Origin of the sequence: Halomonas sp. 3H, assembly GCF_024206005.1 — a bacterium.
GTDB classification, from domain to species: Bacteria; Pseudomonadota; Gammaproteobacteria; order Pseudomonadales; family Halomonadaceae; genus Halomonas; species Halomonas campaniensis.
In genome coordinates this window covers 2848253-2861794 of sequence record NZ_CP100360.1, presented here as the reverse complement: position 1 = coordinate 2861794, position 13542 = coordinate 2848253, and the positions used below count along the sequence as shown (strand labels likewise).

The following is a 13542-nucleotide window of genomic DNA, read 5'->3' as shown; positions in this document are numbered from 1 at the left end:
AGATAATTTGAGTTTTCTGAGAAAAACAAGTGCTCTATTTAGTTTGCCATCGGCTGGTCAGTGAAATCTTCTTCGTATCTTATGCAGTGCGCTAATACTGCAGCCCACTCATTAGCCGTGCTTAATGCGGCCTCAACCTGCTTAGAGTCCTTGAGCTGTCTTCCATCAAGTAAGATAAGTTCCTGAAATGGTTTGGAAAAGCTCTTCATTGATACTTTAAGTGAAACCTTCTCAATGTAGTCATTGGTTTGAGAGCTCGTGTTCTTTGTCGCTATTGCACCGACAATCGCACCAACACCTCCCAGCAGTAATCCGCCTGCCACTGCTCCCTTTAAGCCTGATGTGGATTTCAGTGATGTTATTGAAGAGTCGTCGACAAAAAGTTCTACATCAATTATCTTGTTAAACTCTATTATGGTAATGTCTTCCTTGTTTTGAAGCAATACTCTCTTTGTGGTTTCATCAATTTCAATGGAGCATGGGTAAGATGCAAATTTATGTGCAGGTGAAAAGTTGTTGGCCAATCTCGCGCTGTTCAGTTTTTTATTTGTTTCTTGTGTCTTCCTTTGAGCATCCTCAAACATTGAAATTGTAATAGTTGCTAGAATTAAAGCAGGCAAGATGCTTACATACCATGCGGCCGATTTCGCAGTTTCAAAGCTGCCCAATAATACTATGAGTAAAAAAGTTGGTATAAAGGATATGGCATACCCAATTGCCAGTGATGAAGAAAAAATAATAAGCTGAGAGCCGCTGCCGGGTTTGTTCTCTGACATTGCCGTATTCTCCTATGATTTATTTCTTCTTAGCACTACTTTTCGCTCTAGGGAAGCGTTGAAGCGCCCAGGGAGAATCAACGGTTCTGCTGCCCATGTCTGCCCCGAATGTGTCCGCAGTGCTCCGGTAATCATGACCCTTGACCTATAATGTGGTCAAACGCCCCGGGAGGGACGATTGCCTCTGCCTCAGTCAGGGTTATCAGAAAACGGACAGCGTATGACGAGCTCATCCAGAATGAGTATATGGAGTCCATGCTGGCAAGGCCATTGTGTGTGAATTTAACCATTGTTCACTTTCAAGCAGCCCCCTAAGCTCTGCTCAGGAACTCAATTCGCCTGTGTTCCCCATGTTGATAAAGAACGAATAGAGATGGAAAGGTAATGACCTGACATGGATTGAATGCATAAACTTACTGAAGCATATAGCGAACCATCCAGTCACCCACCTCGCCGGTCTCATCAGCAGCGATTTGCATAGTGATCGCTGTCAGGTCACATAGAGCCTGATCTGACACAGCGTTTAGGTCATCTAAGCCCACCCACAACTCTGCACCATTGGGGTGAGCGTCCAACGCATCAGCCAATCGCTGCCCAAACACCTGTTCAAGAATCTGTCTTTGAGAAAGCCCTACCGTCTTTATAGTGGGGTAGTCATTGAGCTCGGCAAGCATCGCCTCACGCAGCACCCCTAGGTAGCTTCGAACCTCAGAGGGCGGGCGAGTAACCATATAGCCGACTTCCAAACGGTTTGACTCTGAGGCAGTCAGTTCGTCAAACATGGCTGCACGGCATAGCTCCGGCGGGCTGTTCTCGAATAGGCCTTGAGCGACCCGTAGGTGGATGCGAATCTTGTCGCTCTCCAGGCGCCTCAAGCCTTTCATGGCCTTCTCTTGGAACCAAGCAGAGGAATAGTTCATGCCGAACTCACGGGCCTGTGCTGCGTTCTCCGGGTTCAGAGCTGGAAGGATGGCGGTCACCTCGTTGACGAATGTATCGACGACCGCATCGTTGCCCCACATCTTCGTCATGTGGTCTCGGTAGACATCATAGTGAGAGGGCGGCAGATCAAAGTGCTGGAGCGCATCGATTATGATCCGCTCACTTTGGAGAACCCTGGCCAGCTCGGCCTTGAAGCGAGCCTCATCGAAAGCATGAGCGATATGCCAGGGCTGAAGAGAGAGGACGCCAGTGCTGCTGGTCGAGACGACAGCGCCATCCAGCATGGACACCGACGCGATCAGGCACATACCTACGACGGCTTTCTTGAGATTGACCTTCATGTCCTCTCCCATGCGCTTTGCCCAGGGCGTTCATCAGCGTTATGTCCACGTTTTTGCTTGGCCCTGCTCACTGAATCCTACACGGTTTGCCTAATTCAACCTAGCCCAGGGGGTTGAGGTGAATCTAAACCTTTGTGACATTCAGTTTCGAGCGGCTGAAACAGCGTTGGTAGCCCGCAGCTTGCCTCGAATGCTTGAAACCCCCGTCAGGCAACTTTTGCATGGGTGAGGGGGCCTCGATCAGAGCGCACGCAACCAGAGAGCCCAATCGATCATCTTGGTGTCGATCTCTGTGGACCTTCAATGTGGCCACGATATTTGACCCTTCCCGAGCTGCCAGATTTCCGGTGCTGCCGCATAGCTAACGCTTATACTGAGCGCTCAGAGATGAGTTGGCAGGAGGTTGGCATGCCAAAGACCAGTAAGGCGGAGCGCGGGTTCAAGACAGTCTTGGAAGAGTATGTGCTGGAAGTGAGGTCTTTCGATGTTCGAATGTCAGCGGGCATCAACGTGACGCCGGAGTCCCCGGCATGTCTGATTTCGCTAGATGCGCCGCTGTATGAGACAAGAATGGAGCTGAGCGTTTCAGCAAATTGCCTTGCTCCTAAGCGCTTCAAAGATGAAGAGTGTAAGGTGATCATTTCCAATTCGGTGATGGATGAGAAATGGTCGAAACGCGTTTCTGATGTGCTGAGAAAAGATGAGCATGGCATGACCAGATACTTGCACCGTGGTCGTGACCTGGTTCCTGACTTTGATCCACCGAGCTCTGTTGGCTATATAAATAAAAAGCGAGACAATGGCCCCCGGTGTATTCATGTGTTCGTCCCGCTACACGTAGTGCAGGAGTTTCGAACGGCATTGTCACTTGGGCAAGCCCCCCGTCTATTCTTGGATGTCCGAAGGACGGGCTTTGAGCGTGTGATACGGAATGTCGAATACGGCACACCGGGTTTCTTCGAAAGGTGAGAAGCCAACATTTGGGCTTACCCTCAGGCAAGCTCTGCTGACTTAGCTTCTGTGGTGGGCCCAGACACCGGTGATCCCGAGGTGTATCGACCTGCTCAGGACTCGCTCTATATCGCGTCAGAGAGCGCCCTAGGGGCATTCTGGCGCCCGAGCACTGTCTCGCTATTCCTCGACTTCCAAAACGCTCACAGGGGCGTCTCAGAGCGTTCTGGAGCGTGCTGTCCAGCGTCAGGGGTGAAGGCCAATGTTCATCGCTGTCGCCGAGCGCTTTGTCGAGAGGCTCGACTGTTCGAGCTGAGTCGGCAGCTGTGACCACCGAGGTCATGACAGCATCGTTTGGTGCCTCAGAAGCCTCCAGGGAGGGCGTGTAGGGACGATCAGCCGAGAAGGTGTCTCGGTGTTTGGTGATCAGCTCAACGAGCTCTGACAGGCCTTCCTGGCGGATGAACGCATCGAGCTCATCATGTGGCTCAACTGAACTGGCCTCTTCGGAGAGGAGCTGGTGATCAAGGAAGGGAGCGACCTCCACAAGGAGCTGGTCGTAGTCGCGTTCACACATGTTCTGAGCCTTCCGCTGCTGCCGATCCGCCAGCGCTACCTCTGCAAGAATCTCGTCGTAATCTCTTTCCGAGGGCTCACTCGGCTTCAGGCACTGCTCATGAGCAGCCTCGGCAGCGGTCACTGCCTGCTCGTAGTCTCTCTCTGATGTCTTGGTCGTCATGAAGCGCTCCACTTCACGGTAGGCTTCAAGCGCTGTCTCACCTTCCTCATACTGCCAGTCGTAAGCAGGCGAATTATTTCGGAAGTCGTTCCAGCCCAGCATCTCGTCGATTTCCGAGGCTTGCTGGTCGTGAAGGCGATCATCCTCGGAGCTGATCTGTGGTATCCAGCCAGAGTTGAGATACGTTATGGCCTGATGGCAGCTCAGGTTGGACAGGTCTCGCTTGCTGGATGACAGGTGTTGCTGCTTGATTCTCGCTGCTTCGTAGCGGTTCTTGGCCGATGTCCGAAGCTGGTTGGGAACATAGATTCGGCAGCTACCGCTGTCCATGTAGGGGCTCTTTTTCTCCAATGACTTGGAGATGTAGTCAGCAGCACCGATGTTGACGAAGGCCATTCGGAAGTCGCTGAGGCCGTCACGGTGTGTGAAGCCCTGGTTCTTCACGGTCCGCTTGGTGTTCTTCTTGGAGCGCAGCTTGTAGGTCTTCTGAAAGCGCATGCCAGAGGTGAGGTTGTCCGTGTCCTGCCTGAAGCAGGATCGGATAGCCTGCTCGTCATCCTTGTGGTAACCGATGATACTGTGGGAGTGCAGGTTTCCCTTCTGGTCTTCAACAACCGTGAACCACTGACAGCGGATTCCTGCTTTTCTGAGTCGCTTGTTGACTGTGTCGGCATACGCGCCCGCCGGCGTGCGCTTCGCCTTCCGTGCCAAAACCTGTGTCACCGTGTCGGAGAAGTTGACTGTCACGAATGCCAGACCCCACTCCGGTGTCTGCTTGACCAGATCTTCCAGTGCCTGATAGTAGAAGCGCAGTTCTGGTGAGAGGTAGTGGTCGCCGATCAGGTGACACAGTGTCTTCTCCTTCCATCTCTTAAGCTGTATAGAGTGAAGAGAAAGAGCTACTGGGCTCTGGTGTTGGCCGAGGGCGTGTTGAAGGTGCCAAACCCGCATGCGCTCTGCGTTTGAGCGGTTCTTAGGTAAGCTGTTACTTACGATGCTGGGTGCATTTTTTCCGCGACCAGAGGCCGTGATGGACGCTGTTTTCATGTTAAAATATCATCACTCTGTGCTTGCCGGCTTCCATCGAGCCGGCTTTTTTCATTCTTGTATCTGGCAAGCCGAAGAGTTGTCAATAATCGGCTGGTAGCGTGACGCGTCAGTAGTGTTAGTTGGTCGCTTATAACAGTGCGTGACGTGTCACGGATCAAAGGGTTCACGCTGTGATCCGCTACGAATATCTGCTGCTCGCCAGGGTCAGTTGAGTGACAATGTCACTGATCCGAAGATCATACTTCGATCCGAGGTTTCGAACCATATAAGTATTGGGGGTAATGATGGGTGCGATCATCGGTTATGTCAGAGTGAGCACGGAAGAGCAGCAGACCGGCGCTCAGCGTCATGCTATCGAGTCCAGGTATAAGGTTGACCGTTGGTTCTCTGATGATGCGGTATCAGGGGCAACTAAGGCAGCCCGGCGAGGCGGCTTTTCAAGTCTGATGAGTTACATCCGGGAAGGTGACACGCTCGTCGTCAATGCGATTGATCGCTTGGGACGTGACACCGTGGATGTGCTTGAGACTGTCGAACGGCTTCATGCCGAAGGTGTTGCCGTCGTTTCTATAAGGGAAGGCTTCGAACTCGGGACCCCGGTAGGCAAGGCGATGTTGACGATGCTGGCGGCAATCGCCGAGCTGGAGCGCAGCAACATCAAAGCCAGGCAGATGGCCGGCATCCTCAAGGCGAGGGCTGAAGGGCGTCGGCTCGGGCGTGAGAAGGTCATCGATGACCGTGCCGTCGCAGAGTGGCGCTGGACCAACAACGAGACGATCACCAGAACCGCTCAGCATTTTAGGATCTCGGTGCCATCTGTGAAGCGTGCTTGGCGAAGGGCGCGGGAGGAGGGGTGGCTGAAGACCGATGCCAGCCAAGCCGGGTGACTGGTGCTCCATCAACGGTCAGAAGAGCAGCTGGTAGAGAATAAATCCGATGATCCAGACGGGAGTGAGCAACAGAATCTTCAGAAAGAGCAGGGCGATCCGGCCTATCAGCCAGTTGAGCACCTCGCAGACCCGCAGAAACCCGAAGAAGATGTTCATCGAATGCCCTCTGGCTCATCAACTGGATGGTCGCATCGACGGGTGCGGCCTGTCACCATCGCGTAAGTATAAGGCGTCACGCTCTGGGAGATGCCCCGAACAGGCAGCACTGCCCAGAGCACTCTGGCAATTTTCTAGGGCTTTGCTTCCCGTGTGGGATGCTCACGGCGAGGAGCGATTCCCGACGGTGACGTGGAAGCGGATTCCAGCGGTATCACGACAGCTCTGCTGACGGTGGTTGAGCGAATGGGCTGAGTGGCATGTAAACGCTCCACAAGGCTCTGTGGCGGGGTTTGTGAGCAGTCCATGGGGTTGGGTGGGGTAGGAGGCTCTTCACGTCCTGATGCGCTTCCTGGGGCATTTCACAGCAGTGTTCGGCGTAGGCTGTCGCTGATTGTCTGGTCACCGGGCATACAACAATGGCGAAGTGTGGCAGGTGCTCTCCGACGATGTGTTCTCGGGAGTCATGGTCTGCGCCGTGCCCGCGCCCGGTAAGCGACCGGGCATCACCGCCGGCGCATGATCAGGCGGATTGTTGCCAGTGATGGGGCAGGAGCTCGTGGAGCTGGCTGGCCTTCTGAGTCGGCAGCCGTTCCAGCACGTCCTTCAGGTAGGCGTAGGGCTCATGGCCATTCAGCTTGGCACACTGGATCAGGCTCATGATGGTGGCGGCACGCTGGCCACTGCGCAGTGATCCAGCGAACAGCCAGTTGGAACGTCCGAGCGCCCAGGGGCGAATCAGGTTCTCGACTTGGTTGTTGTCGATCGGCAACCCGCCGTCGTCGAGGTAGCGCGTCAGCGCCGCCCAACGCTTCAGGCTGTAGTCCAGCGCCTTGGCGGTGGCTGTACCGTTCGGCACTTTCTCTCTGTGAGCCAACATCCAGCGGTGCAGCGCGTCGGCGATGGGCTTTGCTCGTGTCTCCCGCAGCCGTTGGCGCTCTTCAGCGCTCAGTGACTGGGCCTCGCGCTCTACTTGGTAGAGCTGACCGATCAGCTCGATGGCCTGACCGGCGATCTGGCTCTTGTCAGCCACGTGCAGATCGACGAACTTGCGCCGGGCGTGGGCCATGCAGCCGATTTCGGTGACGCCGTTGGCAAAACTCTGCTTGTAGCCACTGTAGTCGTCGCACACCAGCTTGCCCCGCCAGTCGCCGAGGAAGTCGCGGGCATGCTGGCCGCCGCGCCCTTCGCTGAAGTCGTAGACCACCGCCTTCAATCCGGCGTAGGGCGTGGTGGCATAGGCCCAGAGGTAGGCGCGGTGGGTTCTCTTCTTGCCCGGGGCCAACATCGGTACCGGCGTCTCGTCGGCATGCAGCACGGGTTCACTGAGTAGCAGGTCACGCAAGGCATCGATCAGCGGCTGGAGCCGCACGCCGCAGATGCCGACCCATTCAGCCAGGGTGGAGCGCGGAAGCGCCACGCCGGCGCGGGCGAAGATCTGTGCCTGACGATAGAGCGGCAGGTGATCGGCATATTTGGCGATCAGCACCTGGGCCAGCAGGCCGGCGGTGGGGATGCCCTTGTCGATGATCTGCGCCGGCATCGGCGCCTGGGTCAGCGTCTCGCACTGGTCGCAGACCCACTTGCCACGGATATGCCGCTCGACGTGGAACACGCCCGGCGTGTAGTCGAGCTTCTCGCTGATCTCTTCGCCGATCCGCCGCAGCTGGCAGCCGCAGGCGCAATGTTCGCTCTTCGGGTCATGGTGGATCTCGGTGCGCGGCAGTTCGGGGGGCAAGGGAGCGCGCTTGGGGGCCTTCTTGGTCGCCGGCGGCGTGGAGGCGAGCTTCAGGTCTTCCAGCTCGGTCTCGATGGCAGCGATGTCGGCATCCACCACCTCCTCCAGCAGGCTGATCTGCAGGACGTTGAGCTGCTCGCTGCGCTTGCCGAAGGCGTGGCGCTTGAGCAATGCCAGTTCATAGGTCAGCTTCTGGTTGACCTGCTCGCTGTGCCGGAGCGCCTTATCTTTTTCTTCCACCTGCGACATCAGCGTTGCCGCCAGGTGGCGGAGCTGATCGGGAGAGAGCTGAGACAGATCGGGCGACGTGGTCATCCGACAAGTATGCCAGCCCGACGCTGACAGCGGGATTAGCGCATCCGCGAATAGCCGGGCCGCCACGTCTGTGCCGCGGATCACACGATGGAGATCACTCCGCCGGCGCCGAGACGCTGCCAGGGCAGGCCTTGAACCAGCGCCGTCACCTGCTCGGGGCAGAGCGCGACGCGATCGCCATGCCAGTTACCGGCCCAGTGGAACTTGCCCTGGTTCAAGCGCCGGGCACATAGCCAGACACCCAGGCCGTCGTGCACCAGCACCTTCATACGGTTGCCGCGACGGTTGGCAAAGAGATAGGCACAGTGCGGACGTGCCGCGCCGAACACCTTGACCACTCGGGCCAGCGCGGTATCCGGGCCGGCACGCATGTCCAGCGGCTCGGTGGCCAGCCAGATCTCGTCGATACGGATCATGCGAGAAGCTCTCGGATCAGAGATCGGCAGGCGTCGGCCTCCGAGGCAGGCCACTCGATGACCAGCGGGCCGTTGGGGTGCGGGATCGTGAGGAGAATATGGTCCGCCACCTGATTCTGGCGAGCGACCGGTAATGAGGTGCTGGACATGGGCACCGGCACAAACGCGGGTGCTTCTGGCGCGGCAGTCCGCTGACGGGCGGTGCGGATCCACTTGTGGACCAGGTTGGCATTAAGGCTGTGCTCCAGGGCAACCCCGGCCACGGAGGCGCCGGGCTGCTGGCAGGCCTCGACGATTCTGGCCTTGAACGCGGCGGTGAAACGACGACGCTTCCGAGGGGCTTCCAGCACGCTTAAGTCAGTCATGGTAGGTGTCCACTTATTAATAGGTGGGCACCTAATGTCGCTGGCCAGAGGGTTCCGCGGAAGGCGTGTTCACCGGCCCGTTACCGCGCCCGCGCCATCCCAGCCAATGCAGTGCGTCTCCTTCTCCCTACAACGAGAAACCCCTTCTTGTTCTGCTTCAACAAGAAGGGGTTGTGGTGTTTTTTGAGACTGCATCCGGTGGGGAGGGTAGAAAACTCCTTACCGTCGCGGGACGCTGAGAACGTCGACGCTTCGGTAAGGCTCTCCCTCCAGCCACCCATGCTTACCCGCGGTTTCTCACACCGCCATCCGTATGGGGCCTCTTCCTCACTGCGCTGAACCCCGTAACAGAAGGCTGTGAGATCCGGGCGACCTCCTGTTACGACCACGACGCCTCGTTCAGCGACCCCTGGTGGCCGTTCCACCAGGAGAACCTCGTCAGGCACAGCTTGTTGTCGTGGATCTCTTCTAGCTGTCGTCGATGGCAATGCAGCCGGTCGCACTGGACGCCTTTCGTCGGCCTCCCTGACGATCCTGGTTCTGCACATTCAGAGTTGCTGCTGGCTGCTTGAGCGCCTTTCGCTGACACTCCCTCGCGTGACCTGAGCAGCAACCTCACCGACTTACCCCTGCGGCCGAACGTAAGTTTGCACCGATATCTCCGCAGGGTCTTGCGTGTCGTCCGATACTGGCTGGACGTCCAGTGGATTATCTACAGCGACACCAGACATGGCAAGCACCATGGAGGTGTAGGCTGATGGTGACCAGGGCGTGTGGGATATCGCTTACAGCAGGATCTGCGATCTCGCCGTGGGGGACAGTAGGGCAGAGGCTACTGTGATAGTGACGCCAGCAGAAAGCGACCACGGGTCCGCGCCATGCGTCTGGGTCACGCAGCCAGGGAGGGCTGCACTTGTCCGGCGTGCTGGATCGACTCAGTTGGTTGAAATCTGACCGTCGCTGGAGTTGCCGAAGACTGCTTATACTGGCGACGAGGGTAGCGAACCTAGTAGGGAGGCCGAAACTCGCGAACCGCAGCACCTTCGTTTCAGTGTGGAGCGCCCGGAGCATAGCATCGGCAGTCATGGACGGGACTGACGATCACTACCTCCGGGTGTCTTTTTTCTGGCGATATCAGTCGTTGCCGAAGAATTCCTTGGCTTCGACCTCAGACAAAGGAGCATCCCAGCCCTCTTCATAGTCGATCTCACCGCGCATGGAGCCCAGGAGGACTGTATTGGTCACAGCACGCCTTGGCGATTCTCCAGCCGGTATCAACTCGACATTCCCGTCTGAGTGCCCTGTGATGATTATATGCTCGCCACTGTGCGCTCGCTCGATCAGTTTTTCGAGCTGCACCTCAGCTTCCTCAATTCCGATCTTCATGGGCGCGATCCGCTTCGGCTGGTTGGCACATGATCAATATAGCCAAGTTTACGCTCTCCCGTTTCGGGTTTTCGTATGGACGCCTATCCAGTAGAAGGAGCACTTCGGTGGTGATCATGGGGATGGCTGTCGTCATCACCGTCTGCATCGATTAACTCCTTTGTCAGACACCATGGCACCAGACACACCTACGACGCTATTGAGCTGAGGCAGAGTTCTGGGGCATCGAGCTGTGCTGAGGTCGTGGCAAGAGCCTCCCAGCTGATGACAGCCTTGGCCCCTGGGGTCGGTATGCCGGCGGAGCCTTTCCCTAATTGGCGGTCGACCAAGGTTCGGTAGCTGATCGGCGACAATGGCAATGGCGGTAATCCCCGCGCCCGATGTATCCCTGCCTCCTTTCCCACTGCTTCTGTTCTTGGCTATGTGCCGCTACTCATTCAGCATTCCATGGGAATCTGTCGACGCCGGAGCTATAAGTCCGTAAATCATCAAAACAGATTGTCCCCCCGACCCGCATGACCTTTCCTTGCTGGTGACCAAACCTGTAAGGGCCGCGCCATGCTGAGCCGAGAGGGCTTTCTCATGATAAGGCAACTTCACCAGCGAGGCGCCCACCTCGTGGACATTGCACACCAGATCGGCTGTTCCGAACGCACTGTGCGCCGCCATCTGGCCCGCGAGGAGGCACCCACCGGGCGCCCGGCGAGGGCGCGCGGCAGCAAGCTGGATCCCTACAAGCCGATCATCGATCAGCTTCTGGCCGACAATGTCTGGAACGCCGAGGTGATCTTCCAGTTGATCCGCGAGCAGGGCTACACCGGCGGCGTCACCATCGTGCGCATGTACATCCAGCCCAAGCGGGCGCTGCGGCCGAGCAAGCAGACGGTGCGCTTCGAGACCCAGCCCGGCTTCCAGCTCCAGCACGACTGGGGCGAGATCGAAACGGTCGTTGCCGGCCAGCGCTGCAAGGTCAATATCGCCGTCAACACGCTGGGCTATTCGCGGCGCTTCCATGCCTGGGCGGCCCCCAGCCAGGACGCCGAGCACACCTACGAGGCGCTGGTGCAGGCCTTCCGCCACTTCGGCGGCGTACCGCGCACGGTGCTGGTCGACAATCAGAAGGCGGCGGTGTTGAAGCATGACCGCGACCACCGCGTCATCTTCAATGCTGGCTTTCTGCAACTGGCCAACCACTATGGCTTCGCGCCCAAGGCCTGCCGGCCGCAGCGCCCCCGCACCAAGGGCAAGACCGAGCGCATGGTGGGCTACGTGAAGCAGCACTTCTTCCAGCGCTATCGGCAATTCGAGAGCATTGCCCACCTGAACCAGCTGCTCCTGCTGTGGCTGGAGCGGGTGGCCGATCAGCGACCGCTGAGGCAGTTCCGCCAGGCCCCGGCCGAGCGCTTCTCCGCCGAGGCGAAGGCCCTCCGGCCACTGCCAGCCACGGACTTCGACACTCGCTACCACGACCTGCGCCAGGTCGGCTGGGACGGCTACATCGAGGTCCGTGGCAACCGCTACAGCGTTCCGGAAAGCTACTGCGGCCAGGCGGTGGTGATTCGGCTGAGCCTGGACGATGAGCTGACCGTCTATTCACCGGCCGGTGACGCCATCGCGCAGCACCGCCTGCAAGCGCCACAGGCCGGCTGGCGGACTGTCCCGGAGCACCATGCCGCCCTGTGGCAGCAGACCCTGTCGGTGCAGCAGCGTGACCTGCGGGTCTACGAGGAGGTGCTGTGATGGCCCTGGAACAGCTACTCAACCGCCTGAAGATGGACCACCTCCAGGCCTCGCTCGACAGCCTCTGCGAGCACGCCAGCAAGCAGGATCTGAACTACCGCGAGTTCCTCGAACAGGCCCTGCTACAGGAATGGGGCGGGCGCCACCAGAAGGGGCTGGAGTCGCGCCTGAAGCAGGCGCGGCTGCCGTGGATCAAGACCCTGGAGCAGTTCGACTTCAGCTTCCAGCCCAGCATCGACCATAAGATCGTGCGCGAGCTGGCCGGCCTGGGCTTCGTCGAGCGCGGAGAAAACGTCGTGCTGCTCGGCCCGCCCGGCGTCGGGAAGACACATCTGGCCGTCGCCTTGGCGGTGAAAGCCGCCGAGGCCGGCCACCGGGTGCTGTTCATGACCCTGGATCGGCTGGTCAGCACGCTGATGCGCGCTCGCCAGGAGAATCGTCTGGACCGGCAACTCCAGCAGCTGACCTATCCCAAGGTGCTGGTACTCGATGAGATGGGCTACCTGCCGATGACCCGCGAGGAGGCCAGCCTGTTCTTCCGCTTGATCAACCGGCGCTACGAGCGGGCCAGCACCATCCTCACCTCGAACAAGTCGTTCATGGACTGGGGTGAGATCTTCGGCGATCAGGTCATTGCCACGGCGATCCTGGATCGGCTGCTGCATCACTCGACCACGCTGAACATCAAAGGCGAGAGCTACCGGCTGAAGGACAAGCGTCGAGCCGGATTGGTGACCACACCGACGACGAAGGAGGACGAGACCTCACACGCCCCTGACCCTGTTCCGATGAGTGCAGACTGATGATCACCGGACAATCTGAATTGATGAAAACCGGACAACCTTCGCTGACGTTGACAAATCAGGCGGACTGACCTTCAAGGCTTGATTGGATGGGCGGTGCGGTGTCGCGATAGCCCATGGCCTGGCACACAGCTGGTCAGGGGCTATGTGATGATAGTTGTCGGTCTGTCGTGCATGGTGGCGAGGCATCGCTGGTGTTGGCTGGTTCCATCGGCACATTTCTGCCCAGCCTCAGAACCCCTGATCCAGAAATCGTAGCTCTTAGCTTATGGAAATTATTTCCATTAATCCTTATCGCTATCTGGTGTCAGGCAAATCCCGCATGCATGCCTGATCATGAACCAGGCTGCTCTCCGGCAGCGTTGCACTAGCAACCTATCGCAGGGGCCGATGGCAGCGGGCAGGGCTCGCTCAAAGAGGATCTGCCTCTACGAGCCTGACGTTCCCGAGCCTGCGAGGGGATAGACCGTCGTATCCGAGGTCTCGGAGGTGGCTCAGGGTAGCGGAGGTGGCTGAGCAGGCGGAGGCAGTGCCTCATCCGAGGATCAGCGTGAGGCAGAGTTTTTGTATTGAATGCCTCATTCCCTCTATATAACCACTCTCATCCGAACATCATAGTCTTGTTACTACAGAGATATAGGGCTTGAGCCTTGGAGGAGAGGAGGTCGGATGGAGCGGAGCGCGGCGGGCCGGCTGCCTCATGTCGAGGAAACCGCCTCTGGTCGACACGTTCTCGGGACGTGTCGATGGGGTCGTCCTGTCCGCTCTCCTGATCCTGGGGTTGTCGCTGTGTCGGGAGGACGTCAGAATCGCTCTCTGAGACGTTTCCCTGTTCGAGTGGAGCGTGTGTGTGCATCTGCGTGGGAAACGTCTCACACGAGCTTCTGGAGCGCTTCCCAGCGTCCTTGAAAAGCGCTTCTGAGTGTGACGTTAC

The 13542-nt window shown here is 58.0% G+C and carries 11 protein-coding genes; 3 read left to right on the top strand and 8 right to left on the bottom strand.

The window, feature by feature from the left end; all coding sequences use genetic code 11:
* Positions 1 to 38: 38 nt before the first annotated feature.
* The 3 genes from NFC98_RS13300 to NFC98_RS13290 form a co-directional block, all read right to left on the bottom strand.
* Positions 39 to 776 (bottom strand): hypothetical protein, encoded by a 738-nt coding sequence (locus NFC98_RS13300; protein ID WP_254275412.1) that lies wholly within the window; start codon positions 774 to 776, stop codon positions 39 to 41.
* Between the two features lie 413 nt (positions 777 to 1189).
* A complete protein-coding gene (locus tag NFC98_RS13295) occupies positions 1190 to 2059 on the bottom strand; it encodes a hypothetical protein (protein ID WP_254275411.1) in 870 nt (289 codons plus the stop codon).
* A gap of 637 nt (positions 2060 to 2696) precedes the next feature.
* On the bottom strand, positions 2697 to 4796 hold the full coding sequence (locus tag NFC98_RS13290; protein ID WP_254275410.1) for a hypothetical protein: 2100 nt from the start codon (positions 4794 to 4796) through the stop codon (positions 2697 to 2699).
* Between the two features lie 287 nt (positions 4797 to 5083).
* Here NFC98_RS13290 and NFC98_RS13285 point away from each other — a divergent pair, with 287 nt between their 5' ends.
* On the top strand, positions 5084 to 5686 hold the full coding sequence (locus NFC98_RS13285) for a recombinase family protein (protein WP_254275409.1): 603 nt from the start codon (positions 5084 to 5086) through the stop codon (positions 5684 to 5686).
* An 18-nt stretch (positions 5687 to 5704) separates the two neighbouring features.
* Here the strand turns inward: NFC98_RS13285 and NFC98_RS13280 are convergent, their stop codons facing one another.
* The 5 genes from NFC98_RS13280 to NFC98_RS13260 form a co-directional block, all read right to left on the bottom strand.
* Positions 5705 to 5845, bottom strand: coding sequence for a hypothetical protein (locus NFC98_RS13280; RefSeq protein ID WP_254275408.1), 141 nt, complete (start codon positions 5843 to 5845; stop codon positions 5705 to 5707).
* A 523-nt stretch (positions 5846 to 6368) separates the two neighbouring features.
* On the bottom strand, positions 6369 to 7898 hold the full coding sequence (locus NFC98_RS13275) for an IS66 family transposase (protein ID WP_254275407.1): 1530 nt from the start codon (positions 7896 to 7898) through the stop codon (positions 6369 to 6371).
* 80 nt (positions 7899 to 7978) lie between these two features.
* Entirely contained in the window at positions 7979 to 8314 is a 336-nt protein-coding gene (tnpB, locus tag NFC98_RS13270) for an IS66 family insertion sequence element accessory protein TnpB (RefSeq protein ID WP_254275406.1), read from the bottom strand.
* Entirely contained in the window at positions 8311 to 8679 is a 369-nt protein-coding gene (locus NFC98_RS13265; RefSeq protein ID WP_254275405.1) for a transposase, read from the bottom strand. Before NFC98_RS13265 ends, tnpB begins: the two co-directional genes overlap by 4 nt.
* Positions 8680 to 9813: 1134 nt before the next feature.
* Positions 9814 to 10065 carry a type II toxin-antitoxin system Phd/YefM family antitoxin gene (locus NFC98_RS13260; protein WP_254275404.1) on the bottom strand — a complete coding sequence of 84 codons (252 nt, stop codon included), beginning with the start codon at positions 10063 to 10065 and terminating at the stop codon, positions 9814 to 9816.
* Between the two features lie 558 nt (positions 10066 to 10623).
* Between NFC98_RS13260 and istA the strand changes: the two genes are divergently transcribed.
* Both istA and istB read left to right on the top strand, forming a co-directional pair.
* On the top strand, positions 10624 to 11805 hold the full coding sequence (gene istA / locus NFC98_RS13255) for an IS21 family transposase (protein WP_254275403.1): 1182 nt from the start codon (positions 10624 to 10626) through the stop codon (positions 11803 to 11805).
* Positions 11802 to 12608 (top strand): IS21-like element helper ATPase IstB, encoded by an 807-nt coding sequence (istB, locus tag NFC98_RS13250; RefSeq protein ID WP_254275402.1) that lies wholly within the window; start codon positions 11802 to 11804, stop codon positions 12606 to 12608. Before istA ends, istB begins: the two co-directional genes overlap by 4 nt.
* Positions 12609 to 13542 lie beyond the last annotated feature (934 nt).